Origin of the sequence: Pseudomonas sp. SC3(2021) (assembly GCF_019856535.1) — a bacterium.
Lineage (GTDB): Bacteria > Pseudomonadota > Gammaproteobacteria > Pseudomonadales > Pseudomonadaceae > Aquipseudomonas > Aquipseudomonas monsensis.
The window spans coordinates 2,851,343-2,875,883 of record NZ_CP082236.1; the positions used below are offsets into that span (position 1 = coordinate 2,851,343).

Annotated in this window: 20 protein-coding genes and 1 pseudogene; 10 read left to right on the forward strand and 11 right to left on the reverse strand. The window is 59.9% G+C overall.

Annotation, left to right across the window (positions count from 1 at the left end):
• Positions 1–142 precede the first annotated feature (142 nt).
• From K5Y35_RS12770 to K5Y35_RS12795, 6 genes are all read right to left on the reverse strand, one after another.
• Positions 143–1,459: an OprD family porin gene (locus tag K5Y35_RS12770; RefSeq protein WP_222834325.1), complete on the reverse strand. Its 1,317-nt coding sequence runs from the start codon at positions 1,457–1,459 to the stop codon at positions 143–145.
• Positions 1,460–1,656: 197 nt separating this feature from the next.
• Complete coding sequence (locus K5Y35_RS12775; RefSeq protein ID WP_123463160.1) at positions 1,657–1,878, reverse strand: hypothetical protein; 222 nt, start codon at positions 1,876–1,878, stop codon at positions 1,657–1,659.
• Positions 1,879–2,463: 585 nt separating this feature from the next.
• Positions 2,464–3,828: a heavy metal sensor histidine kinase gene (locus tag K5Y35_RS12780; protein ID WP_186748519.1), complete on the reverse strand. Its 1,365-nt coding sequence runs from the start codon at positions 3,826–3,828 to the stop codon at positions 2,464–2,466.
• Positions 3,818–4,495, reverse strand: a complete 678-nt coding sequence (locus K5Y35_RS12785) for a heavy metal response regulator transcription factor (RefSeq protein ID WP_025109277.1) — start codon at positions 4,493–4,495, stop codon at positions 3,818–3,820. The genes K5Y35_RS12780 and K5Y35_RS12785 overlap by 11 nt, the downstream gene beginning before the upstream one ends.
• Before the next feature lie 9 nt (positions 4,496–4,504).
• Positions 4,505–7,606, reverse strand: coding sequence for a multidrug efflux RND transporter permease subunit (locus tag K5Y35_RS12790; protein ID WP_222834326.1), 3,102 nt, complete (start codon positions 7,604–7,606; stop codon positions 4,505–4,507).
• The gene (locus K5Y35_RS12795) at positions 7,603–8,760 is read right to left on the reverse strand and encodes an efflux RND transporter periplasmic adaptor subunit (RefSeq protein ID WP_222834327.1); all 1,158 of its coding nucleotides are present in this window, start codon (positions 8,758–8,760) and stop codon (positions 7,603–7,605) included. Before K5Y35_RS12795 ends, K5Y35_RS12790 begins: the two co-directional genes overlap by 4 nt.
• A gap of 1,621 nt (positions 8,761–10,381) precedes the next feature.
• Between K5Y35_RS12795 and K5Y35_RS12800 the strand changes: the two genes are divergently transcribed.
• The 5 genes and pseudogenes from K5Y35_RS12800 to K5Y35_RS12815 all read left to right on the forward strand — a co-directional run bounded on the left by K5Y35_RS12800 (position 10,382) and on the right by K5Y35_RS12815 (position 13,370).
• The gene (locus tag K5Y35_RS12800) at positions 10,382–10,744 is read left to right on the forward strand and encodes a DUF6124 family protein (protein ID WP_222834328.1); all 363 of its coding nucleotides are present in this window, start codon (positions 10,382–10,384) and stop codon (positions 10,742–10,744) included.
• Positions 10,745–10,972: 228 nt separating this feature from the next.
• Entirely contained in the window at positions 10,973–11,278 is a 306-nt protein-coding gene (locus K5Y35_RS12805; protein ID WP_123463169.1) for a type 1 fimbrial protein, read from the forward strand.
• A gap of 111 nt (positions 11,279–11,389) precedes the next feature.
• Positions 11,390–11,629 (forward strand): hypothetical protein, encoded by a 240-nt coding sequence (locus K5Y35_RS12810; RefSeq protein WP_123463171.1) that lies wholly within the window; start codon positions 11,390–11,392, stop codon positions 11,627–11,629.
• 151 nt (positions 11,630–11,780) lie between these two features.
• Positions 11,781–12,062 (forward strand): annotated as a pseudogene (locus tag K5Y35_RS28185) (PAS domain-containing protein); the annotation flags it as partial.
• Between the two features lie 204 nt (positions 12,063–12,266).
• Complete coding sequence (locus K5Y35_RS12815; RefSeq protein ID WP_410055926.1) at positions 12,267–13,370, forward strand: methyl-accepting chemotaxis protein; 1,104 nt, start codon at positions 12,267–12,269, stop codon at positions 13,368–13,370.
• Between the two features lie 114 nt (positions 13,371–13,484).
• Here the strand turns inward: K5Y35_RS12815 and K5Y35_RS12820 are convergent, their stop codons facing one another.
• From K5Y35_RS12820 to norR, 5 genes are all read right to left on the reverse strand, one after another.
• The gene (locus tag K5Y35_RS12820; RefSeq protein WP_186748523.1) at positions 13,485–14,234 is read right to left on the reverse strand and encodes a YkgJ family cysteine cluster protein; all 750 of its coding nucleotides are present in this window, start codon (positions 14,232–14,234) and stop codon (positions 13,485–13,487) included.
• 83 nt (positions 14,235–14,317) lie between these two features.
• Positions 14,318–14,644: a hypothetical protein gene (locus K5Y35_RS12825; protein WP_123463177.1), complete on the reverse strand. Its 327-nt coding sequence runs from the start codon at positions 14,642–14,644 to the stop codon at positions 14,318–14,320.
• A gap of 89 nt (positions 14,645–14,733) precedes the next feature.
• Entirely contained in the window at positions 14,734–15,192 is a 459-nt protein-coding gene (locus K5Y35_RS12830) for a GNAT family N-acetyltransferase (RefSeq protein WP_222834330.1), read from the reverse strand.
• A 27-nt stretch (positions 15,193–15,219) separates the two neighbouring features.
• A complete protein-coding gene (locus K5Y35_RS12835; RefSeq protein ID WP_025109268.1) occupies positions 15,220–16,122 on the reverse strand; it encodes a chemotaxis protein CheV in 903 nt (300 codons plus the stop codon).
• 380 nt (positions 16,123–16,502) lie between these two features.
• On the reverse strand, positions 16,503–18,062 hold the full coding sequence (gene norR, locus K5Y35_RS12840; RefSeq protein ID WP_123463181.1) for a nitric oxide reductase transcriptional regulator NorR: 1,560 nt from the start codon (positions 18,060–18,062) through the stop codon (positions 16,503–16,505).
• Positions 18,063–18,226: 164 nt separating this feature from the next.
• Here norR and hmpA point away from each other — a divergent pair, with 164 nt between their 5' ends.
• The 5 genes from hmpA to cyoB all read left to right on the forward strand — a co-directional run bounded on the left by hmpA (position 18,227) and on the right by cyoB (position 24,541).
• A complete protein-coding gene (gene hmpA / locus K5Y35_RS12845; RefSeq protein ID WP_222834331.1) occupies positions 18,227–19,408 on the forward strand; it encodes an NO-inducible flavohemoprotein in 1,182 nt (393 codons plus the stop codon).
• 235 nt (positions 19,409–19,643) lie between these two features.
• Positions 19,644–20,204, forward strand: coding sequence for an ester cyclase (locus K5Y35_RS12850; RefSeq protein WP_186748525.1), 561 nt, complete (start codon positions 19,644–19,646; stop codon positions 20,202–20,204).
• A gap of 25 nt (positions 20,205–20,229) precedes the next feature.
• Positions 20,230–20,739, forward strand: a complete 510-nt coding sequence (locus K5Y35_RS12855; protein WP_123463187.1) for a disulfide bond formation protein B — start codon at positions 20,230–20,232, stop codon at positions 20,737–20,739.
• Positions 20,740–21,565: 826 nt separating this feature from the next.
• A complete protein-coding gene (gene cyoA, locus K5Y35_RS12860) occupies positions 21,566–22,507 on the forward strand; it encodes a ubiquinol oxidase subunit II (protein ID WP_007916947.1) in 942 nt (313 codons plus the stop codon).
• Positions 22,508–22,510: 3 nt separating this feature from the next.
• A complete protein-coding gene (cyoB, locus tag K5Y35_RS12865) occupies positions 22,511–24,541 on the forward strand; it encodes a cytochrome o ubiquinol oxidase subunit I (protein WP_103304511.1) in 2,031 nt (676 codons plus the stop codon).

The window sequence follows — 24,541 nt, forward strand, 5'->3', positions numbered from 1 at the left end:
TCGACTGTGGCGAGGGCGCTTGCTCGCGCTGGGTCGCTTAGTGACCCCTCTTTTTTGCGGAGGGGCCTGCTGCGCAGTCCAGCGGGAGCAAGCGGCCTCGCCACAGGATCTGTGCGAGTCGCGCCTGACTTTGGGGGTGATCTTAGAAGACGTTGATCGGGTAGTCGATGATGACACGGTATTCATCTGTGTCAGTGTCGATCGCGCCGTAGCCGTTGCCGCCACGGTTGGTCGCCCATTGCAGGCGTATCGCGAGGTCTTTGGCCTGGCCGCTCTGCACCAAGTATTTCAGGTCGATGTCGCGCTCCCAGTGCCTGGCGTTGCGACCGTCGGCGCTGTACCACGAGGCGTAACCTTTGCTGGCCGGGTCGACCTTGGTCAGGTCCACGGTACCGCGCGAGTAGGACACCGCCGAGGTCAGGCCCGGCATGCCGAGACCAGCGAAGTCATACGCGTACTTGAGCTTCCACGAGCGCTCGTTCGGACCATTGAAGTCCGAGTACTGCTGGGAGTTGTCGAGGTAAACGCTGTCACCCTGGCTGATGTAGTCGAACGGCGTGTTGCCGTTGACCCGTTGGTACGCGGCCGTGACGCTGTGGCTGCCGATACCGATGGTGAAATGCAGGCTGTAGGTGTTGTTGTCGATGTCACCCAGCAATGCGTCGCCGGTGTCCTGCGTGTGATAGAAGTGCAGGCCCGGGTTGAGGCTGACCAGATCGTTAAGCGTCCAGGTGTAGTCGAGGTCGTAGTAGTACTGGTTCCAGATGTCCTTCAGCTCGGCGGCGTACAGGTTGCTGGTCAGGCCTTCGACGCCGCTCCAGGAAACCCCGGCCCAGTTCAGATGGCGGCTTTCGTCACCGTCGGCGAGTTGGCCGTACGAGGTGCCGATGCGCTGGCGACCGCTCTGGTTGTAAGGCTTGGTGAAACTGGCCTGGCCACCCTCGAACATCCAGCCGTCGAAGCTGTGGTTGGTCAGGCTGACGCCACGGAAGGTCTGCGGCAGCATGCGGCTGTCACCACCGGCGATCACCGGGTTGGTGAGGAACAGGTCGCCGGCCTTTAACTCGGTATCGAACGCACGCATTTTCAGGGTGCCGCCGGCAGTCGAGAATGCGCCCGGTGCCTTGCCGTTGCCATCGCTCACCGGGAGGATGCTCGAACCATCCGTGCCGCCACCGCCATCGAGCTTCAGCCCGAGCATGGCGTGCGCGTCGATGCCGAAGCCGACGGTGCCTTCGGTGTAACCCGACTGGAAGATCCCGAGAAACCCCTGGCCCCACTCGATGTTGTCGTCCGTCTGCTGCAGACGGTTGCGATTCATGTAGTAGTTACGGGCGTTGAGGTTGAGGCTCGCGCCTTCAACGAAACCTGCTTTGGCCGCTTCGTCGGCCTGGGCGGCGGGAGCAATCGTTGCGGCGATTGCAATGAATAACGGGGTATAGCGGACTGGGTAACGCACTTGCGGTAAAGCTCCTTGGGTCAACTGACCCCTCAATGTCTTGAGGGGCTGGATGTTTCTTGTTGTTACAGACGAACCGGATGGCTTTCAGACCACAACGAAAAAAGGCCGCTGAACATCAGCGGCCTGGAATGACGACGGTTGAACGGGAAGAGCCAAACAACCGCGTCGAGGGAAACGTTGGAACGGCGCGCGACTCAGCTGTCCTTCTCGGACGCTTTAGCCTGGGAAGCGGCGGCCTGCGGGGCTTGTGTGGCGTCTTGCGATTTGGCCATCACTTCTGCCTGAGACTGTTCGAATGCGTGAGCGCGAGCGGCATTCTGCGCTACGAACGACTGCGATTCTTCAGCCATCGCCATCGGCGACAGGATCAACGAGGACAAAACGAAAGCGCTGGCAATACCCATACTGTTGGACATCTTGAAAACCTTCTTGCTTGGCAAGTGCTGTTTGGTGCGGGCAAAGATAAGGTTGCCGGGCGTTGGGAAACAGCGTGATTTTCATAAATGACTGTTACAGCAGAAGCAAAAGTCACCCCCTCACCCCAGCCCTCTCCCCCAAGGGGGAGAGGGGGAAAGGGAGCAGATCTCCATGCTTTTCAAAGCCGGAGTTCGACTGGCTATTTCAGGTCGGCGTACTTCGGAACAACAACGCGGTCAGTCCCAGTGGGCTAGGGGGAAAGGGAGCAGATCTCCATGCTTTCAAAGCCTGAGTGCGACTGGTTATTTCAGGTCGGCGTATTTCGGAAGAACAACGCGGTCAGTCCCAAAGGGGCGAGGGGGAAAGGGAGCAGATCTCCATGCTTTTCAAAGCCTGAGTGCGACTGGTTATTTCAGGTCGGCGTACTTTGGAAGAACAGCGCGGTCAGTCCCAAGGGGGAAGGGAGCAGGTCTCCATGCTTTTCAAACCCTGAGTTCGGCTGGCTATTTCAGGTCGATGTATTTCGGAACAACAACGCGGTCAGTCCCCTCTCCCTCTGGGAGAGGGTTAGGGTGAGGGGCTTTTCAGACCGGCAGATAAATCCCGAAGGTATTCATCCCTCGATCACTGCGCACAAACACATCCCCGCCATGCATCAGCGCAATCGCCTTGACGATCGCCAGCCCCAAACCATGGTTGTTGCCGCTGTTGCTGCGCGACGCATCCACTCGGTAGAAGCGCTCGAACAGGCGCGGCAAATGCTCGCTGGCAATCGGCGATCCGGGGTTGGCCACGCCGATGCTCACCTGGTGCTCTTCCACCTCGATGTGCACTTCGATCACCTGGCCCGGCCCGGTGTGCTGCACCGCGTTGCTCAACAGATTGATCAACGCCCGACGCAAATGCGCGATCTCGATCCGCACCTGCGCATCGCCACTCACGTGCACCTGTACTTGCGCGTCTTCGAGGATGAAATCCAGGTACTCCAGCGTGGTCGCCACTTCATCGGCCAGCGAAGCTTCGGTGAGCCTGGTCGCCTTGCTGCCCTGATCGGCGCTGGCCAGAAACAGCATGTCGTTGATGATCGAGCGCAGCCGTTCCAGCTCTTCAAGATTGGATTGCAGCACCTCGAAATAATGCTCGGCAGAGCGCCCGCGGGTCAGTGCGACCTGGGTCTGGCCGATCAGATTGGTCAGCGGCGAGCGCAGTTCATGAGCCACGTCGGCGTTGAACGATTCCAGCCGCGAATAAGCTTGTTCGACCCGTTCCAGCGTCGAGTTGAACGAGTCGACAAACTGCTCAAGCTCCGGCGGCAACGGCGACATCCGCAAGCGCCCGGCCCGCAGTGGCGGCGCCAGTCGTTGCGCCTCCTGAGACAGTTTGATCAGCGGTTTGAGGCCGATGTGCGCCACCCAGTAACCCAGCGCGGAAGCCATCAACACCCCGGCAATCGCCAGGCCGATCAGGGCGATCAGCAGGTTGTGCTGGGTCTCGTGGAAGGTCTCGGTGTCGATGCCGATCATGAAGCGCAGCGGCGGACGCTGATCCTTGGCCGGCAGTTCGGTAAGTAGCACTTTCAGCGGATAGGGATGATCGGGCAACTGCAGGTCATGCATGCCCGTCGGGCCTTTGGCGAAGGCGCGGATCAGCGCATCCGGCTGACCATATTCGTAGCCCGGATCACCACTCACCACCCAGAACCGAATGCGTTTGTCCTCTTCGCCCAGCAGCTTCAGCTTGGCGTTGATCTTCACCCAGTGTTCCGGCGTGCCGTAGCGATTGAGCGCCGACTCGAGCACGCTGTAACGTGCGTCCAGTTCGGCTTCCGGCAGCAGGCCGAGGCCTTTGTCGACCTGCTGATACAACGCGCCGCCGATCAACAGAAACACCAGCAGCGCCACCAGCGTAAACATGCCGCTTAAACGCAGGGCAATCGAGTTACTGGACACCGCGGCTCTCCAGCACATAACCCATGCCGCGAATGGTGTGCAGCAGTTTCTCGTCGAACGGCCCGTCGAGCTTGGCGCGCAGGCGTTTGATCGCGACTTCGACGACGTTGGCATCGCTGTCGAAATTGATGTCCCAGACCATCTCGGCAATTGCGGTTTTCGAGAGGATTTCACCCTGGCGGCGGGCGAGGACGCTCAACAGCGAGAACTCTTTGGCGGTCAGATCCAGTCGGGTACCGGCCCGAGTGGCCTTGCGGCTGATCAAATCTATCCACAGGTCGGCGATGCTCACCTGCACCGGTTCATGGCCGCCGCTGCGCCGGGTCAGCGCTTGCAGGCGCGCCACCAGTTCGAGGAAGGAAAACGGCTTGCCGAGGTAATCGTCGGCACCGTCGCGCAGGCCTTTGATCCGGTCTTCGACCCGTTCGCGGGCGGTGAGCATGATCACTGGCGTCTGCTTGCGCGCACGCAACGCGCGCAGCACACCGAAGCCATCCAGGCCCGGCAACATCACGTCGAGGACAATCACCGCGTAGTCGCCTTCCAGCGCCAGGTGCAGGCCTTCGACGCCGTCGCGGGCCAGATCCACGGTGTAACCCTGTTCCGTCAGACCGCGGTGCAGATAATCCGCGGTTTTTTCCTCGTCTTCGATAATCAGAACGCGCATGACCCTGCCTCAGTCTGTGGTCGCCAGTGCCGCCGTGGGTACTGGTTTGGGGCGGTGAAACAGCCGCTCAAGCCACAAGTATATGACCGGCGTGGTGAACAGCGTCAGCATCTGGCTGACCAGCAACCCGCCGACCACGGCGATCCCCAGCGGCTGGCGCAGTTCGGCGCCGGTGCCGTAGCCGAGCATCAGCGGCAGGGCGCCGAGCAGGGCGGCGAGGGTGGTCATGATGATTGGCCGGAACCGCGTGATGCACGCCTCGAAAATCGCCTCCTGCGGCGACAGCCCTCCATTACGCTGCGCTTCAAGGGCGAAGTCGATCATCAGGATGCCGTTCTTCTTGACGATACCGATCAGCAACACCAGCCCGATCAACGCCATGATCGAAAAGTCCTGGCCGCAGATCCACAGCATGATCACCGCACCCAAACCTGCCGCCGGCAGGGTCGAGATGATCGTCAGCGGGTGCACGAAGCTCTCATAAAGCACGCCGAGAATGATGTACACCGCCACCAGCGCCGCAAGAATCAGCCACGGCTGACTGGCCAGCGAACTCTGGAACGCCTGCGCCGCGCCCTGGAAATTGCCGCTGATCGCCGTCGGCATGCCGATCTCGGCCTTGGCCTGATTGAGCAGGATCACCGCATCACCCAGTGCCACGCCGGGCGCGAGGTTGAACGACAGGTTGGCGGCGGGGAACATGCCGTCGTGGGCAATCGACAGCGGACCGATGGTCGGCGCGTCGAATTTGGCCAGCGCCGACAGCGGCACCATCTCGCCACTCAACGGCGAGCGCAGGTAAAAGTAATTGAGGCTTTCGGCCTTGCCACGTTGTTGGGTGTCCAGCTCCAGAATCACGTTGTACTGGTTGACCTGGGTCTGGAACTCATTGATCTGCCGTTGGCCGAAGGCGTCGTACAGCGCCTCGTCGACATCGCTCGCGGTCAGGCCGAAACGTGCGGCGGCGCTGCGGTCGATGCTGATGTGGGTGATGCTGCCGCCCAATTGCAAGTCGTTGGAGATGTCGCGGAACGCCGGGTTGCTGCGCAGTTTTTCGGTCAGGCGCTGGGTCCATGTCGCGAGGGTTGCGCCGTCGTTGCTCTTGAGCACGTATTGATACTGTGCGCGGCTCGGGCCGGAGCTGAGGTTGATGTCCTGGCCGGCGCGCAGATAGAGGACGATGCCGGGGACTTTCATCAGTTGCGGACGAATCCGGTCGATGAACTGACTGGCCGAGACATCACGGTCGCCGCGTTTTTTCAAAGCAATCCAGAAGCGCCCGTTGGCGATGGTCTGGTTGCTGCCGGACACACCCACCGAGTGGGAAAACGCTTGCACGGCCGGGTCGGCGGCGACGATTTCGGCCATCGCCAGGTGTTTTTTCACCATGTCGCCGTAGGAGATATCCGCCGCGGCTTCGGTGGTGCCGAGGACGAAACCGGTGTCCTGCACCGGGAAGAAACCCTTGGGGATAAAGATGTAACCGCCAATCGCCATCGCCAGCGACAGGCCAAACACACCAATCATCAGTTTCTGATGGGCGAGGGCGCGGCGCAGGCCTTTCTCATACCAGCCGAGCAGGCGTTCGCTGAAGCCCGGTTTATCGCTGGCGTGATGCACCGGTTTACGCATGAACAGCGCCGCCAGCGTTGGCGCCAGGGTCAGCGACACCACCACGGAAATCATGATGGTCGAGGTCGCCGTCAGGGCGAATTCCTTGAACAGCCGTCCGACCACGCCGCCCATGAACAGCAGCGGAATAAACGCCGCCACCAGCGAAAAGCTGATCGACACCACGGTGAATCCGATCTCGCCGGCGCCCTTGATCGCCGCTTCGCGCATATCGTCGCCGGCCTCCAGATGTCGGTGGATGTTTTCCACCACCACAATCGCATCGTCGACCACGAAGCCGACCGCGACGACGATCGCCACCAGCGTCAGGTTATTCAGGCTGAAGCCCAACAGGTACATGAGGGCGAAACTGGCGGTCAGCGACACGCCGAGTACCGCCGACACAATCATCGTCGCCGACAACTGGCGCAGGAACAGCGCCATCACCGCCACCACCAGCAGGATCGCGATCAACAGGGTGATCTCGACTTCATGCAGCGAGGCACGAATGGTCTGGGTGCGGTCGATCAGGGTTTTCACCTGCACCGAGGCCGGCAACATGGCTTCGAGGCCGGGCAGGGCGGCTTGAATACGGTCAACGGTTTCCACAATGTTGGCGCCGGGCTGGCGCGAGATCACCAGGTTTACCCCCGGTTGATCGCCGGCCCACGCTTGCACATAGTCATCTTCCGAACCGTTGATAACGTTAGCGACATCTCTTAGGTGAACCGGGGCGCCGTCCTTGTAGGAAACGATGAGCTGGCGGTATTCCTCGGGCTGGAACAACTGGTCGTTGGTCGACAGCGTGGAAATACTCGACTCGCCATACAGCGCACCTTTGGCCAGGTTGAGGCTGGTCTGCTGGATCGCCAGACGAATGTCGGCGAGGGTCAGGCCGATCGCCGCCAGTTTGTCGGCTGAGGCTTGGACGCGGATTGCCGGACGTTGCTGACCGGTGATGTTGATTTGGCCTACACCGTCGATCTGACTGATCTGACGCGACAGCAGGGTTTCCACCAGGTCGCTGAGTTCGGTGCCGGGCATCTGCGTCGAGCTGACGCTGAGGATCAGCACCGGGCTGTCGGCGGGGTTGACCTTCTTCCAGGTCGGCAGCGTCGGCATGTCCTTGGGCAGTTTGCCGGCGGCGGTGTTGATCGCCGCCTGGACTTCTTGCGCGGCGGTGTCGATGCTCTTGTCGAGGGTGAATTGCAGGGTCAGCAGGCTGGAGCCGAGGGCACTGCTGGAGGTCATCTGGGTCATGCCGGGAATGGCGCTGAATTGCACCTCCAGCGGCGTGGCCACGGACGAGGCCATGGTGTCGGGGCTGGCGCCGGGTAACTTTGCCGAAACTTGAATCGTCGGAAATTCCGCTTCCGGCAGTGGTGCAATCGGCAAGCGCGGGAAGGCAATCGCGCCGACCAACACCAAGGCAATCGTCAGCAGAATCGTCGCGACCGGGTGGTCGATGCACCACGTGGAGATGCCTTTGTGCTCCTTCATGGTTTCGGCTCCGCTTGCACCACCTGCGGCGGCTCGCTCATGACCTGCACCGTGGAACCAGGTTTGAGCCGCGACTGGCCGTCGGTCACCAGCACGTCACCGGCCTTCACGCCTTTGATGATGTCCTGGCCGCTGCCCTGATAAACCATCTGCACTTGTACGACTTCGACCTTGTCGCCGTTCACCCGGTAGACGAAGTGTTGATCGAGCCCACGTTGTACGACGGTGGGCGGGACCACCAGCGCATCTTTGTCGAGGGCTGTCTGAATTTTTACCGTCACCAGCAGGCCGGGCCAGAGCTTCTGGCTGGCGTTGTCGAACTCGGCCTTGGCGCGGATGGTGCCGGTGTTGGCGTTGATCTGGTTGTCGATCAGGGTCAGGTGGCCTTCGCCGAGCAGGTTGCCGGTTTCGCCGTCGGTGTCGGCGCCGATGTAGGCTTTGACCGGGGCGTGTTGCGGGTCGTTGATCAGGCCTTGCAGGGTCGGCAGCATTTGCTGGGGCAGGGAGAACTCCACGGCGATCGGGTCGATCTGGGTCACGGTGAACAGGCCCTGGGCATCGGTCATGCGCAGGAAGTTGCCTTCGTCGACGGTACGAATACCGACGCGACCGGTGACCGGGGAGCGAATCTGTGTGTAGGACAGTTGTACCTGCGCCGCGTCGATCGAAGCCTGATTGCCTTGGGCGGTAGCTTTCAGTTGGTTGACCAGGGCTTGTTGCTGATCGTAGGTCTGCTTGGAGACGCCGTCGTCGACGCTGAGCAATTTGTAGCGTTTGAGGTTGACCAGGGCGACTTGCAGTTGCGCCTGGCTTTCGCCCAGTTGCGCGCGGGCCTGGTCGAGGCTGGCGCGGATGGAGCGGTCGTCGATGGTGGCCAGCAGGTCGCCTGTTTTGACGAGTTGGCCTTCTTTGACGAGGATTTTGGTGAGGATGCCGTCGACTTGCGGGCGCACGACCACGCTGTGGAGCGAGAGTACCGAGCCGATGCCGCTGGTGTAGCGGGGGACGTCTTTTTCGCTGACCGCGATCACTCGCACGGGGATGGCGGTGGGGGTGGCGAGTTTGGCCGGGGCGGGTTTGATTGCCCACCATGTGCCTGCGGCGGCCAGGACGATCACTAGGGCTAGCAGGGCTTTGTTCTTTTGGATTCGCATGCGGGGTGGGCGCCGGACGGAGTTTGGGCAGGTGTGTTGTCTTTATAAACCTGTCTGCGGGTCAGTAGGGTGACGGCTAGCTGTCAGCGTTGTCAGTTTCGTTGTGTATATATCCGTTGCTGCGGGTGTTGCTGATTAGGGTTCCGCCCTTACGGCGGGTCACTTTTTCCAGGCGCCGAAAAAGTAACCAAAAACGCTTGCTCCTACGTGCGGCCCGCTCGCTGGGGCTCGGGGTTCCTTCGCTGCGGGAACGATCCGGGCGCAGCGCCTCCGGTTTGCTTCGCTGCACCTCCTCTCGCTGTGTTTGGCTGCGCCAAACGGTCGCTGCGCTCCCACGCCCTGATCAATCCCTCCACTCAGCCTTCCGATGTCGCCTTACAGATCAAAAGCCACAGCCGAGCTAACGCTCATCCTGTTGAGTGGTGAAGAGCCACAGCGTGCTCGGCTTTGGATTTGTGGTGGAGCTGCCCCTCACCCCAGCCCTCTCCCGAGGGAGAGGGAGCCGATTTGTGTGCTTTTCAAGATCCAAATTCAACGAGGTATTGCACGTCGGCGTACCTCCCGCAAACACCACGGTCAGTCCCCTCGCCCTCCGGGAGAGGGCTAGGGTGAGGGGCTTTTGATCTGTTTCAGAATCTGCGTTCGACTCGGTGTTTCAGGTCGGCGTAGCCCTGCCAAACACCTCGATCAGTCCCCTCTCCCTCCGGGAGAGGGCCAGGGTGAGGGGCTTTCGATCTGATTCAGAATCTGAGTTCGACTCGGTGTTTCACGTCGACGTAGCCCTGCCAAACACCTCGGTCAGTTCCCTCTCCCTCCGGGAGAGGGCCAGGGTGAGGGGCTTTTGATCTGATTCAGAATCTGAGTTCGACTCGGTGTTTCACGTCGACGTAGCCCTGCCAAACACCTCGATCAGTCCCCTCTCCCTCCGGGAGAGGGCCAGGGTGAGGGGCTTTTGATCTGTTTCAGAATCTGAGTTCGACCCGGTATTTCAGGTCGGCGTAGCCCTGCCAAACACCTCGATCAGTCCCCTCTCCCTCCGGGAGAGGGCCAGGGTGAGGGGCTTTTGATCTGTTTCAGAATCTGAGTTCGACCCGGTATTTCAGGTCGGCGTAGCCCTGCCAAACACCTCGGTCAGTTCCCTCTCCCTCCGGGAGAGGGCCAGGGTGAGGGGCTTTTGATCTGTTTCAAAACCTGAGTTCAACACGGTATCGCACGTCGGCGTAGCTCTGCCAAACACCACCGTCAGTCCCCTCTCCCTCCGGGAGAGGGCTAGGGTGAGGGCTGGCTTCTGGTTGTTTAAATTTGTGTCGAATAATCAGAACCTTCCCACAAGATTTTCAGGTTGTCCGTCGGACGTGCGCTCTCTAGTCTTTGGTTGTCGCCGACAACTCGGTGATCGGGTGTGAGAACCCTGAAAAATTAGTGATTCAGTCCATCAGTCCGCATAATTGCCGGCGGCTTGTCCGCTGCTTGCAAATGCTTCATGGCGGCTATGTGCGGGCAGACTTCGGTCTGGCCGGTTTCCTATTTTTCCGGTTTCTCACCCCGCACATAGCTGCCACCCACTTCGCCGCGTGAGAAACGGCAAGGGATGGCTCCCATTTGCAAAATAGGGTTTCCAATGACTAAGCCAGTTCCAGATCCACCCAACGATCCCTCCACCCCACTCGAAGACGCCCTCCGCGCCGACGACCAGCTCAAAACCCGCGAAGCCATCAAGCGCGCTCTCGATTTCTACCTCTGCCCCGAACCGGTCAAACCGCGTCAGCCCAGTACGATGTTCCTCATCCAGCCGAACATCGACACCGAAAGCCTGCTTGCCCATGCCTGCGAATCGCTGGCTTCAGCCAATGTCATGGCCGGTGATCTGGCCGATCAGCTCAGTCGCCCGCAGCGCAGTACGGCGCTGGCGATCCAGCAGATCGTCATGCTTGCCGAGCTTGCGGTAAACCGGGCGCTGGATCGGGTCGATCCTCAGGGTTGAACACCGCGTCATCGTTCATCGCCAGCAGGCTGGCTCCCACAGTTAAAACGCATTCCAATTGCAGGAGTGAGCCTGCGCGCGATGGCGGTATAACGGTCCCAAAAAGGGACCGATCAGTCCCTATTCGGGACCCATCTGCCAACTATGCTTCTCAAGATCCGTCCCAGCACGCGGATAACATTGTGTAGCCCGGGTTTTCTGGGCCGCTCACCGCGGGAGTGTCTTGAAATGAAGCTGAAAACCGCTCTGCCGTATGTGCTTCTGTTGGTTCCACTCACAGCCTTCGCCGCGCCGGCCAGTCAATCCGGCGAGATCCGCTTCACCGGGCAAATCGTTGACTCGGGCTGTCAGGTCGGACCGGTCGGGGCGTTTGCTGCTCGTGAGTCTCGCCAGATCGAAATCAAGCCCGGCGTGAAAGTCGATGTCGACACTGAGCGCAACGCTTGCAGTCATCAGGCGCTGCCGATTTCCATGCGTTACGAAGCGCTGAAGACATCGACTGACAAAGGCATCGTGATCATCACCTACCTGTAAACCGTTCGGCGTGCGCTGCAAATCTTCAGGTGCCGAGCCATGGCGCACAGGTATACTGCGCGCCTTCGCGGCTCACTGATCGGGCCCGACTTTTTGCTTTCCGGAGCTTTTATGACTTCCCCGACCCTGCCGCCGGTTGACGACGCTGTGAGCGATGTCTCGGCTGAACTGGCCGATACCAGCGACACCAAAGCCGAAATCCCGGCCTTCAAGTTCCCCTTCAAACCGGGCGAACTGGCCGCAGCCAAAGGCTCGAACCAGCCGTGGTACAAGAACGGCGCCAAGAACGGCCACACCAAGACCCCGGGCATGGCGCCGCCGGGTACCCGTCGTTCGATGGGCAAGCGCTGAGTTTTATTCCCGCCCTGCGCCATCGACTGCGATTTTCGGTCGCAGTGATGGCTAAGTGCTCAGATCCTGAGCCAGATCAATATTTGACCAATTGGTGCGCTTAGAGTCAGCAGCCCTGCCGACTCTTTCCAATAAAACGAGCGCGCTATTCATGAAGATCAATCTCCCGGTGACCGGTCGCAATGTCGATGTGGCGCTGGATGCGAACATTCTCTCGACCACCGATCTGACCAGCGCGATCACTTACGCCAACGACGACTTCATCAAGATCAGCGGTTACAGCCGCGATGAGTTGCTGGGTGCGCCGCACCATCTGCTGCGTCATCCGGACATGCCGGCGCAGGCGTTTGCGCATATGTGGCAGACGCTCAAGGGCGGGCGGTCGTGGATGGGGCTGGTGAAAAATCGCTGCAAGAACGGTGATCATTACTGGGTCAGTGCCTATGTCACGCCGGTGACGCAGAACGGTACGGCGGTGGAGTATCAGTCGGTGCGCACGCGGGCGGATGCGCGGCAAGTGGCGGCGGCGGAGCTGGCGTACGCGCAGTTGCGCGGCGAGCGTGTGACGCGCTGGCAACCGCAAGCGTTGGGGGTGCGGACCAAGGTCACGGCGCTGGCCAGTGCGCTGCTCGGCGTTGTGCTGGGTGCCGAGACCTGGTTGCAGCCGGATTCTGCCTGGTTGAACCTGGCAGCATTTGTGTTGGGCAGCGGCGCTTGTGCGTTGGCGCTGCGCTGGATTTTGTGCCCGCTGGAGCAACTGGCCGAGCGTGCGCGGAGCGTTGCGGACAATCCGTTGAGTCAGTCTGTGTATACCGGACGTCGCGATGAAATCGGCCAGATCGAGTTCGCCTTGCAGATGCTCGAAGCGCAGGTCGGCGCGGTGCTCGGGCGTATCGGCGATGCGTCGCAACAGTTGGCTGGACACGCTGCGCAACTGGTTGATCACCTGCAAAGCAGCCATAACAGTTCACTGCAGCAGCAGGCGGAAACCGACCAGGTGGCGGCGGCCATTCACCAGATGGCCGCGAGTGTCGCGCAGGTTGCCAGTCATGCGCAGCAGGCGTCTGTAGCGGCGGACATGGCCGGAACGGAAACCCGTGAAGGGCATTGGCTGGTCGGTGAAAGTCGCAGCGCCGTGTTGCGCCTGGCTGAAGAACTTGGCCGGGCGACCGAGGTGATTCATCAGCTCGAAGGCCACAGCAGTGAAATTTCCGGTGTGCTGGAGGTGATCCGCAGCATCGCCGAGCAAACCAATCTATTGGCCCTCAACGCGGCGATCGAAGCCGCACGCGCCGGCGATGCCGGGCGCGGGTTTGCCGTGGTGGCGGATGAGGTTCGCGGGCTGGCGCAACGCACGCAGCAATCGACCAACGAGATTCAACGAATGATCAGCACCCTGCAGAACGGCGCGCGTGACGCGGTGCTGGTGATGCAGCAAAGCAGTGAGCATGTGGATAACAGCGTCGAACAGGCGCAGCGGGCGGCGCGGGCGCTGGACGGGATCAGCGAGCGGGTCGAGCAGATCACCGAGATGAGCCTGCAGATTGCGGCAGCGGTGGAGCAGCAGAGCGCGGTGAGCGAGGACATCAACCGCAACATCGTCAGCATTCGTACGGCGTGCGAGGTGACGGTGGATGAGGGGCGCGAGAGTCAGCGCAATTCCGAAGATGTGGCGGGGCTGGCGGGGGATTTGAGGTTGCTGGCGCGGGAGTTCTGGGGGCGGCGGCAGGTTCGCGAATGAGGGTGTGCTCACTTGCGCTATCGCGAGCAGGCTCACTCCTGCAAGGGAATGCATTTCAAATGTAGGAGTGAGCCTGCTCGCGATGAGGTCCGGGCGGACGCTAAAGAATCTGGATCAGGCCGCCCGCAACGAAATAAACGCATACGTCTGCGCCGGCTCCGTCACCACCTGTGCCCCGGCCGCCAACACTTGCCCGGCCACATCATCGCCCGACAGATGAAACACCCACTCACTCGGCGCCATCGTCAACGGCTGGGCAGTCACCTGATCAATCACTGCCGCAAACGCCTCCATATTCGGCAAGTAGGCAGTAAACCCGTCCCCCTTCAGCGCCGTGGTACGAATCCCCAGCATCGCGCAGATCGCGTCCTTGATGCCGATGTCATCGCGATCGGCCTGGCGCGAGCGTTGAATCAATTCAACCAGCGCCTGATCGACCAACTCGCCCCCGGCAATCAGCACGGGCCCCTGTTGCCAGGACTCCGGCGGGCAATCCTTGGCAGCAGGGGTGAGCGGGATATGCGGATTGATTTCCGCCGGGTAAATACGACACACCAGCGGCCGGCGCTCGTAGATGCGGCACAGGTTGTCTTCGTCAAGATTCCGGCAGGGACCGACGTTGTATGCGGCGAAGGTGATTGCCACATGGGCGTCTGTCGTGCCGCTGCGAACAAGCGCTGAACGCCGTTCGGCATGTTCTCGCTGCTGCGCCGGCAAACCCAGGCCATTACCGAGAAAAGCCTCCACCAGCACGATCACCTGACCGCCATCCGCCGCCCACATGCGGGCCTCGGCCAGGGTCAGCGGGACATGGTGGTCGGTGCAGCATTTGCCGCAGCCTACGCAGGAAAACGTCGTATTCATTGAGCGATCTGTCTTCAATCAGTGCGTGAAACGGTGGCGGAAAACCACCGCACAGGCGCGGATCGAAGCAAGTTATGCGCCACTCACTGCGCTTTGCCGGTCGGACGGATCGAGTCCCACTCGGTGACGAAGGCGGTTTTCGATTTTTTGTTGTACAGGCACAGCTCGGTGCCCTGCTGGCCTTTCATGTGTTTTTGCGGGTATTGACCTTGCAGCAACACGGCGGTGTAGCCGACGCGGTCGTCGAATTGCGCGGGTGTGCCGACCGGTTTGGCGTTTTTCAGGCCACTGGCCTTGGTGCAACTGGCGAGCACGGTTTTGTCGTAGGCGGCCCAAGCGTCAGGGCTGGAGGCGTGGGCCTGGGAGGTGAGGGCGGTGAGGCAGAGCAGGCTGAGGGTGAGCACTTTCATGGTGGGCGTCCTTGGTCGTGAGTGGCCAAGGTTGGAGTCTGCCTGAGAAAGGAAGTTGCCTGTGCTGGCCTGCTCGCGAAAGCGGTCGATCAGTCCGGCACCAGTTCCCGGCGGACCACATACATCCCGGCACTTTCATACAAGCGCTGCGCGCGCCGGTTGTCTTCCAGCACCTTCAGATCAACAAACCCTTCGCGCCGTTGCTGAAATACCTTGAATGCATTGAGCAACAACGCCCGGCCCAATCCACGCCCTTGCATGCGCGGATGCACCACCAGATTCTTGATATATGAGCTGGTCCAGCATTGCGCCACGCCGACCACACCTTCGCCGTCGCGGGCAATCAAGCACAGCGACGGATCGTATTCGGGATCGGTCTCGAATTGCTGCTGCCAAGTGTCCAGCGCCGGCACCCTGCCGCCGCCTTCGTGGTAGCCGAGTTGCATTAGGGCGTGCACGTCCGGCGCGAGTTCGACGGAGTACGTACACAGTTCAATGCCTTGAGGCCAAAGCGCATCCGGCGCGTCCTTGGCAAGATCGCGCCGCATCAAAAAACAATACGTCTGCGCCAAGACTCAGTGACCGTTGGCCGCGACGTGTTTGGCCGCTTCGATCAGGCGTTGAGTCAGTTCCGGCGAGGAGAACTTGGTCAGCACCGCATTTGCTCCGGCCAACCGGGCCTTTTCGCTGTTCATCGCGCTGTCGAGCGAGGTGTGCAGCAGCACGTAGAGGTGGGCGAAGTCCGGGGTTTCGCGCAGGGTGCGGGTGAAGGCGTAGCCGTCCATCTCGGACATTTCGATGTCGGAGACGATCAGGTTGATCTGCTGCGCGGTGCCTTGCAGGTCGAGCAGGCAGTCGATGGCTTCCTTGGCGCTGCGCGCGGTGTGGCACTGCAGGCCGAGGTTGCGCAGGGTGTGCACCGATTGCTGCAGCGCCACCTGACTGTCATCGACCACCAGAATCCGCGCATTGCCGAGGACTTCGGCGTCTTCCATGCTCAGGTCGGTCGGGGCCATTTCGATCTGCGCCGGGGCGATGCTGTGGATAACCTTTTCGATATCCAGCACCTGCACCAGCGTGCCGTCCACCGAGGTCACGCCGGTGATGTAGGCACGTGAGCCACCGGAACCGAACGGTGGTGGCTTGATGTCGGTGGTCAGGCAATGGACGATTTTGCTCACGGCCTGCACGTGCAGGCCCTGTTTGGAGCGGCTGACATCGGTGACGATCAGGCAGCCGCCGTTCGGATCTTCCAGCGGCCGTTCGCCGATCGCACGGCTGAGGTCGATCACCGACAGCGACGCGCCGCGCAGGGTGGCGATGCCTTTGACGTGCGGGTGCGACTCCGGCAGCTTGGTCAGCGGCGGGCAGGGGATGATTTCACTGACTTTCAGCAGGTTGATCGCCATCAGCTTGCCGCTGCGCAAGGTAAACAGCAGAAGCGAAAGTGAATCTGCGCGGGCTTTGGTGGAAGACATATAAACCTTCTGTGGAAAAAGGTGATGGGCGAGGGGCATATCGCCAGAAACTATTGATGCCGGGTTATCGGCGTCAAAAGGTTGGGCTTTAGGTTAGTTGTCGGGTAGTCGGCCTGGGTTGATCGCTGTTCTCTCGATCACTGCCCCTCACCCCAGCCCTCTCCCGGAGGGAGAGGGGGCCGATTGGGGGATATTGTAGTAGTTCACGACCTGAACCTCCCGGAGGGAGAGGGCGCCATTGGGGGACATTGTCGTAACTCACCGACCTGAACCTGCGCTGCCGAATCCATAATCGAATCGATATTTCAGGTCGGCGTATTACGCAAAACACCTCGGTCAGTCCCCTCTCCCTCCGGGAGAGGGCTAGGGTGAGGGTGCTTTTAGCTCTTCATCCCCAGACGTTTAGCCATGCGGCCCAGGTTCGCCCGATCCAGCCCCAACTCCCGCGCCGCACTCGCCCAGTTATCCTGATTGCGTTCCAGCGCCGCACTGATCAAACGCCGCTGATACTGCTCGGTAGCACTGCGCAGATCCCCGCTGATGAGCGGCATCTCAGCCACGACACCGGCAACCGGCTCAACCGAGTTATCCACAACCTCACGCGGCAGATCCAGATCTGCCGCACTGAGGCTGAGGATCTTCGGCCGCACTTTGCAGTTGCCCAAGGCCTTCAGCGCGCTGCGCCCGATCAAGTGTTCCAGTTCGCGCACGTTGCCCGGCCAAGTGTAGGCGAGCAACGCTTCCTGGGCGTCGCTGCTCAGGCGCAGGCTGTTGAGGCCCATGCGCGAGCGGTTCTGCTCCAGAAAAAAGCCGCTGAGCAACAACACATCACGCCCGCGATCGCGCAATGCCGGCACCCGCAGTGGGTACACGCTCAAGCGATGGTAGAAGTCGGCGCGATAACGACCGCTGCGCACTTCTTCGGCCAGGTCGCGGTTGGTCGCGGCGATCAGGCGTACATCGACCTGATGTTCCTTGTCCGAACCCAGCCGCTGTAACTGGCCGCTCTGTAACACGCGCAACAACTTGGCCTGCACGGTCAGCGACAACTCGCCGACTTCATCGAGAAACAGCGTGCCGCCATTGGCCAGTTCGAACTTGCCGCGACGGTCGCTGGTGGCGCCGGTGAAGGCGCCGCGCACGTGGCCGAACAGTTCGCTCTCGACCAGCGTGTCGGGCAGCGCGGCGCAGTTGAGGCTGATGATCGGTTGGTCGGCGCGCGGTGACGCGGCGTGGATGGCTTGGGCGACCAATTCCTTGCCGACCCCGGTTTCGCCAGTGATCAGCACGGTCAGATCGCTGCCGCCGACCAGGTTGATTTCTTCCACCAATTTCTTGAGCGCCTTGCTCTGTCCGATCATTTCGCGGTGCTGCTGGCCGCTGGCCTGGCGATAGACCTCGGCGCGCTGGTGTTCGTCTTCGGCGCGGACGGCCAGGCGTTCGATGCGCTCGGCGGCGTTGACCGTGGCCGAGGCGAGGCTGGCAAAGGCTTGCAGGACGTCGAGTTCGATCGGCTCGAAACGCTCGGGATCAAGGGCGTCAAGGGTGATCAGGCCCCAAAGTTTTTCATCGACGAACAGCGGGCACCCGAGGCAGTCGTGGACTTCGAGGTGATCGGCGAGGCCTTCGACCAGGCCGTCATAAGGATCAGGCAAATCGCTGTCGGCGGCGAACCGTGTCGGCCCGGCGCCGGCCAGCAGAATTTCAAAGCGCGGGTGCTCGCTGACTTTGAAGCGCCGGCCCAGGGTGTCGGTACTCAAACCGTCCACCGCCAGCGGCACCAGCGATTCACCTTCCAGGCGCAACAATGCGGCGGCATCGCACGGCAGGAGGGCGCGCATGGCTTGGAGCAGGCGTCGATAGCGCTCGCCCTCGGGCAGTTCGCGGGACAGATCGGAGACTAAAGGCAGCAGGGCGGTGAGCAGGGATTTGGCGGACATGGTGATGTAGTCAAAGAGACAAGATGTAGTCGGGATGACTATAAAGGTCTTCGTGTCGAAATGACTACGTGTTTCTTAAATTATTGATTTGTATGAATAAAATATCTGGCACGAAAACTGATAAGCCTAAGGCAACTTATCAAAAAAGCTCAGGAGTCACTCTTATGCTTAGCGTCCAGGATCGTGCCATCGTCAAATCCACTGTGCCTCTGCTCGAAAGCGGTGGTGAGGCGCTGATCACGCATTTCTATCGCATGATGCTCTCCGAATACCCCGAAGTCCGTCCGCTGTTCAACCAGGCGCACCAGGCCAGCGGTGATCAACCGCGTGCCTTGGCCAACGGTGTGCTGATGTACGCGCGCCACATCGACCAGCTCGACCAATTGGGCGATCTGGTGGCGAAGATCATCAACAAGCACGTGGCCCTGCAAATCCTGCCGGAGCACTACCCGATTGTCGGCACCTGCTTGCTGCGCGCCATTTCCGAAGTGCTCGGCGATGAGATCGCCACGCCCGAGGTGATGAGTGCGTGGGGGGCGGCGTACGGTCAGTTGGCCGAGATCCTGATCGGCGCCGAAACCGCCATCTACGATCAGAAAGAGCAAGCTGTCGGCGGCTGGCGCGGGGCGCGTGAGTTCATCGTGGCGGCGAAGGTCGAAGAGAGTGCGGAAATCGTTTCCTTCTACTTCGAACCGGCCGACAAAGGCCCGATCCTTGCGGCTGAACCGGGTCAGTACATCGGCATGAAGCTGATCCTCGACGGCGAAGAAGTCCGCCGCAATTATTCGCTGTCGGCGCTGGCGAACAACGGTCAGTACCGCATCAGCGTTAAACGCGAACCGGGTGGTCGCGCCTCCAACCACTTGCACGATCAATTGCACGTCGGCTCGAGCATTCAGCTGTTCCCGCCATCGGGCGAATTTACCCTGACTGCCAGCGATAAACCGCTGGTGTTGATCAGTGGCGGCGTGGGCATCACTCCGACGCTGGCGATGCTCGAAGCGGCGCTGGAGAGCGAGCGGCCGGTGCACTTTATCCACTGCGCGCGCAATGGCAGCGTGCATGCGTTCCGCGACTGGATCGACGGGTTGGCGGCGCGGCATCCGCAACTCAAGCGGTTTTATTGCTATGCCGAAGACGACGGCGTCAGTCCGGCGGCGGACAAGGTCGGGATGTTGACTCAGGAGCAGTTGGGCGAGTGGCTGCCAGCGCAACGGGATGTCGACGCTTACTTTCTTGGGCCGAAGGGTTTTATGGGGGCGATCAAGCGCCATCTGAAAGCGCTGGGCGTGCCGGAGCAGCAGAGCCGGTATGAGTTCTTCGGACCGGCTGCTGCTTTGGAATAACTCCTGAGACCGAGTCGTCTGCATCGCGGGCAAGCCCGCTCCCACAGGATTTATGTCGTACACAGCATCTGTGAACGATGCCAGACCTGTGGGAGCGGGCTTGCCCGCGATTGGCCGTTATGCGGTCCTGATTATTAAATTCTGTTTAAAGGTTAATCGTTTCTTAACCGGTTTATCGTTTATTCCCCGATGCTGATGATAGGCGCTCGTTCGTTGACCTGATCAGGATCGCCCCATGTCGCACTTCATCTTCGCTCGTCGTTTCAGCTTCGCAGCCATCGGTCTTTCGGCCGCGTTGCTGGCCAGCCCTTTTGCTTTTGCCGAATCTGCCCTGATAAAACCGCAGACCCTGATCGTCGATCAGAGCCTGTCCAAGGCACAGGTAGAAGCCATGGAACTGGCCGCACGGCGCTATGGCAGTTTCTGGAATTCCGGTGAAGAGGCCCTGGCCACGGCAGCCTTGTCGCCGCAATTTGTCGACAAGACACCGCCCGAAGGCCGGGTGCAGGGACCGACCGGACCGTTGCTGGCGTCGAAGTTCTTTCGTACGGCGGTGCCGGACCTGAGCTGTGAGATCGAACAAATGATCATCGCCGGAGACCGCGTGGTGGTGCATCTGCACTTTCGCGGGCACTTCAGCGGCACGTTCAAGGCTCTCAAAGGGCAGGGCCAGCGTGTAGACTTCCGGGCAACCGATATCTATCAGATCGACAACGGTCGCATCGCGGCCAATTGGCATATCGAAGACAACATCAGCCTGATGGCGCAACTGCAAGCGCAGCCGCCGGCCAGCTGAACCATGGACATACAAGGGAAACGCGATGAGCGAGGAAACGATTCGACTGGGACGTGAGCGGCGCTTTCTGGTGCTGCTGGGGATTATCTGCCTGGCACTGATCGGCGGTGCGCTGTACATGCAGATTGTGTTGGGTGAGGCACCGTGCCCGCTGTGCATCCTGCAGCGTTATGCACTGCTGCTGATCGCGCTGTTCGCCTTCGTTGGCGCGGCCATGCGCAGCCGCCGCAGCATCACCGTGTTCGAAGTGCTGGTGGTCATTTGCGCGATTGCCGGCGCCGGTGTTGCCGGGCATCACGTCTACACCCAGTTCTATCCGGCAGTGAGTTGCGGCATTGATGTGCTGCAGCCGATTGTCGATGACCTGCCGCTGGCGAAGATCTTCCCGCTGGGCTTCCAGGTCGACGGTTTCTGCTCGACGCCGTACCCGCCGATTCTCGGTCTGTCGCTGGCGCAATGGGCACTGCTGGCATTCGTGCTGGTGGTGATCCTGGTGCCGCTGTTGACCTCGCGTAACCGAAAAACACTGCGCTGAGTCAACTCTTCGGCGGATTGGCCGATACAGAAAACGCCCCGATTTGCGGATCAGCTCATCGGGGCGTTTTGCATTTCAGAGTGTTTGTGAAATCACCGTGACGAATGGCAAGGATGGGTGCGACAGGTGTGCGACATGTTGTCACACAGAGCGTGTCGCAAGCCGATTGAACGACACGGAATGGCGTAATGTTACAAAAAAGGATTGGTCTGTTTCGGTATTTTTCTGGTTTTGCACGTGTGTGCCAGATCAGGCAGTTTTAACAAGCTCCGGGAGATGGCCAGAGGCCTTTGAATATCGGGCTTTGCGCCGATTCGGTGGTGGGAGAAAGCGTTCAGAGCTGTCTGAACTGAGGTGGATAGACCTACATTTTTTGGTGTTTTTGTTGAGAATTGATTTCGATAAGATGCGGAACTTTTGCAAAAACGGTGATGGATTGTTGCTCTGAGCGATAAAAATTATTTCGGGATAAGACATGGTGTATAGGGCGCTACCTATCTACAATCGCCCGCATTGAATTCCCGGCACTGTTCAACCTTTATTAAGGAACTGGACAGGAAGTCGGGTGTCGAGCAGGCCGAAAGGCTTTTGAGACACCCAGGTGTCGGTGCCTTCCAACTTTCCGCACCAAATGGAATTGGTCTGTAACAAGGCCTTTGACCACGAATTCGAATAAGAACTGACCGCTGTCCCAAGGTTTTGTCGAGCGTCTGACGCGCGACGGGCGGCCCTTATTCAATCCAAAGAAAATGCCAACCCTTGGCAGGGTGAAGTGTTGGCGATCAAAACCCAACTGCATTGCGCAAGCTGCTTTAGAGGTCGTGAGATGAGTAAAAACAGGTACCCCAGATTACTAGGCCTAGTGCCGCTGCTCGGCACGTTGTTGCTGGGAGGCTGCAACATGACCTTGCTCAATCCAACGGGCCAGGTCGGCCTGGAACAGCGCAACCTGATCATCACCGCCACGCTGCTGATGCTGTTGGTCGTTGTGCCGGTTATCGTCATGACCTTCCTGTTCGCCTGGAAGTACCGCGCGTCCAACAAGAACGCCGTGTACACCCCGAAATGGTCGCACTCGACCAAAATCGAAGTGGCAGTCTGGACCATTCCGGTCCTGATCATCATTGCCCTGGGTTACATCACCTACATTTCGACCCACGAACTGGACCCGTATCGTCCAATTCAATCCGACGTCAAGCCAGTGACCATCGAAGTCGTTGCGCTGGACTGGAAGTGGCTGTTCATCTACCCGGAACAAGGCATTGCCACGGTCAACAAGATCGTGTTCCCGGCGCACACGCCAATCAACTTCAAGATCACCTCTGACGCTGTGATGAACTCGTTCTTCATCCCGGGTCTGGGCGGCCAGATCTACGCGATGGCGGGCATGCAGACCAAGCTGCACCTGATCGCTGACCGTAACGCTGAAATGGACGGTATCTCCGCCAACTACAGCGGCGCGGGTTTCACCGGTATGAAATTCAAGGCTATCTCCACCACTCAGGAAGATTTCGACGCCTGGGTAAGTGAAGTCAAGAAGTCACCTAAACAGCTTGATCAAGCTGAATATGCGGCCCTTGCCAAACCGAGCCAGAACAACCCAGTCGAGCTCTACTCCTCGGTCACGCCGAACCAGTTTCAGATCATCGTCGACAAGTACGAAGGTATGAAGCCGGGCAAGCCGCTGAAGCACGAGAAGAAAGAGAAAGAAGTGGCGGCCACGGAAATTGACTCGAGTTCGCATTCAGCTGCCGGGGCAGAGGAGTAAACGATGTTTGGTAAATTAAGTTGGGAAGCAGTCCCATTCCACGAGCCGATCGTGATGGTGACCATCGCCATGATCGCCCTCGGTGGTCTGGCGCTGTTCGCTGCAATCACCTACTTCAAGAAGTGGACCTACTTGTGGACCGAGTGGTTGACCTCGGTCGACCACAAGAAAATCGGCGTGATGTACATCATCGTTGCCATGGTCATGCTGCTGCGCGGTTTTGCCGACGCCATCATGATGCGTACCCAGTTGGCCATGGCCACCGAGGGTTCGCCTGGCTACCTGCCACCTGAACACTATGACCAGATCTTCACCGCTCACGGTGTGATCATGATCATCTTCATGGCGATGCCATTCTTCACCGGCCTGATGAACCTTGCAGTGCCGCTGCAGATCGGCGCGCGTGACGTTGCGTTCCCGTTCCTGAACTCCCTGAGCTTCTGGTTGCTGGTGTCCGGCGTTGTGCTGATCAACCTGTCCCTGGGCGTCGGCGAATTCGCCAAGACCGGTTGGGTTGCCTATCCACCATTGTCGGGTCTGCAATACAGCCCTGGCGTGGGTATGGACTACTACATCTGGGCGCTACAGCTATCCGGGTTAGGTACGACGCTGACGGGGGTTAACTTCCTCGCGACCGTACTGAAAATGCGTACCCCTGGCATGAAACTGATGGACATGCCGATCTTCACCTGGACCTGCACCTGGGCAAACGTTCTGATCGTGGCTTCGTTCCCGATCCTGACCGCGACCCTGGCACTGCTGACCCTTGACCGTTACATGGATTTCCACATTTTCACCAATGAACTTGGTGGCAATCCAATGATGTACGTCAACCTGTTCTGGGCCTGGGGCCACCCTGAGGTTTACATCCTGATCCTGCCGGCATTCGGCATCTTCTCGGAAGTGATCTCGGCGTTCACCGGCAAGAAACTGTTCGGCCACCACTCGATGATCTACGCCTCGGGCGCGATCTCGGTACTGGGCTTCATGGTTTGGCTGCACCACTTCTTCACCATGGGTTCGGGTGCCAGCGTCAACGCCTTCTTCGGTCTGGCGACGATGCTGATTTCCATCCCGACGGGTGTGAAACTGTTCAACTGGCTGTTCACCATCTATCAGGGCCGTCTGCGCTTCACCAGCCAGGTTATGTGGACTCTGGGCTTCATGGTGACCTTCGCCATCGGCGGCATGACCGGCGTACTGCTGGCCATCCCGGGTGCTGACTTTGTGCTGCACAACAGCCTGTTCGTGATCGCGCACTTCCACAACGTGATCATCGGCGGTGCGGTATTCGGTTACATCGCTGGTTTCGCGTTCTACTTCCCGAAAGCGTTCGGCTTCAAGCTGCACGAAGGCTGGGGTAAAGCAGCGTTCTGGTTCTGGATCTCGGGCTTCTTCGTCGCGTTCATGCCGCTCTATGCACTGGGCTTCATGGGCATGACCCGTCGTCTGAATGCCACCACCAACCCTGAGTGGGTACCGTACCTGTACGTTGCCATGTTCGGTGCGGTGATGATCGCTGTCGGTATTGCCTGCCAGCTGATCCAGCTCTATGTGAGCGTGCGTGACCGTAACAAGCCAGAGAACGTTTGCGATCACGGTGACCCGTGGAATGCACACACCCTGGAATGGTCGACCTCGTCGCCACCTCCGTTCTACAACTTCGCTGTGCTGCCTAAGGCTGACTGCATCGACCCGTTCACCGAAGCCAAGGAAAACGGTACTGCGTACCAGCGTCCGGCCAAGTACGAGCCGATCCACATGCCGAACAACACCGCCACTGGCGTGGTGATGGGCGCACTGTTGACCGTCTTCGGTTTCGCGATGATCTGGCACATCTGGTGGTTGGCGATCGCCAGCCTGGCCGGCACCGTCATCTACTTCGTGATCCACGCTGCACGTGACGACCAGGGCTATATGGTTCCGGTTGAAACGATCGAGCGTATCGAAGCCGAGCAGCACAAGCGTCTGGTCGCGGCAGGGAAAATCCCGGCCGGTGCCACCCGTGTTGAAACCTCGTTGGAACAGGCTTAA

Bases quoted from the DNA above. Each gene is read 5' to 3' on its own strand.
- K5Y35_RS12775 (WP_123463160.1), bottom strand. From the start codon at position 1,878: ATGTCCAACAGTATGGGTATTGCCAGCGCTTTCGTTTTGTCCTCGTTG.
- K5Y35_RS12785 (WP_025109277.1), bottom strand. From the start codon at position 4,495: ATGCGCGTTCTGATTATCGAAGACGAGGAAAAAACCGCGGATTATCTG.
- K5Y35_RS12790 (WP_222834326.1), bottom strand. From the start codon at position 7,606: ATGAAGGAGCACAAAGGCATCTCCACGTGGTGCATCGACCACCCGGTC.
- K5Y35_RS12795 (WP_222834327.1), bottom strand. From the start codon at position 8,760: ATGCGAATCCAAAAGAACAAAGCCCTGCTAGCCCTAGTGATCGTCCTG.
- K5Y35_RS12800 (WP_222834328.1), top strand. From the start codon at position 10,382: ATGACTAAGCCAGTTCCAGATCCACCCAACGATCCCTCCACCCCACTC.
- K5Y35_RS12805 (WP_123463169.1), top strand. From the start codon at position 10,973: ATGAAGCTGAAAACCGCTCTGCCGTATGTGCTTCTGTTGGTTCCACTC.
- K5Y35_RS12810 (WP_123463171.1), top strand. From the start codon at position 11,390: ATGACTTCCCCGACCCTGCCGCCGGTTGACGACGCTGTGAGCGATGTC.
- K5Y35_RS12820 (WP_186748523.1), bottom strand. From the start codon at position 14,234: ATGAATACGACGTTTTCCTGCGTAGGCTGCGGCAAATGCTGCACCGAC.
- K5Y35_RS12825 (WP_123463177.1), bottom strand. From the start codon at position 14,644: ATGAAAGTGCTCACCCTCAGCCTGCTCTGCCTCACCGCCCTCACCTCC.
- K5Y35_RS12830 (WP_222834330.1), bottom strand. From the start codon at position 15,192: ATGCGGCGCGATCTTGCCAAGGACGCGCCGGATGCGCTTTGGCCTCAA.
- K5Y35_RS12835 (WP_025109268.1), bottom strand. From the start codon at position 16,122: ATGTCTTCCACCAAAGCCCGCGCAGATTCACTTTCGCTTCTGCTGTTT.
- norR (WP_123463181.1), bottom strand. From the start codon at position 18,062: ATGTCCGCCAAATCCCTGCTCACCGCCCTGCTGCCTTTAGTCTCCGAT.
- hmpA (WP_222834331.1), top strand. From the start codon at position 18,227: ATGCTTAGCGTCCAGGATCGTGCCATCGTCAAATCCACTGTGCCTCTG.
- K5Y35_RS12850 (WP_186748525.1), top strand. From the start codon at position 19,644: ATGTCGCACTTCATCTTCGCTCGTCGTTTCAGCTTCGCAGCCATCGGT.
- K5Y35_RS12855 (WP_123463187.1), top strand. From the start codon at position 20,230: ATGAGCGAGGAAACGATTCGACTGGGACGTGAGCGGCGCTTTCTGGTG.
- cyoA (WP_007916947.1), top strand. From the start codon at position 21,566: ATGAGTAAAAACAGGTACCCCAGATTACTAGGCCTAGTGCCGCTGCTC.
- cyoB (WP_103304511.1), top strand. From the start codon at position 22,511: ATGTTTGGTAAATTAAGTTGGGAAGCAGTCCCATTCCACGAGCCGATC.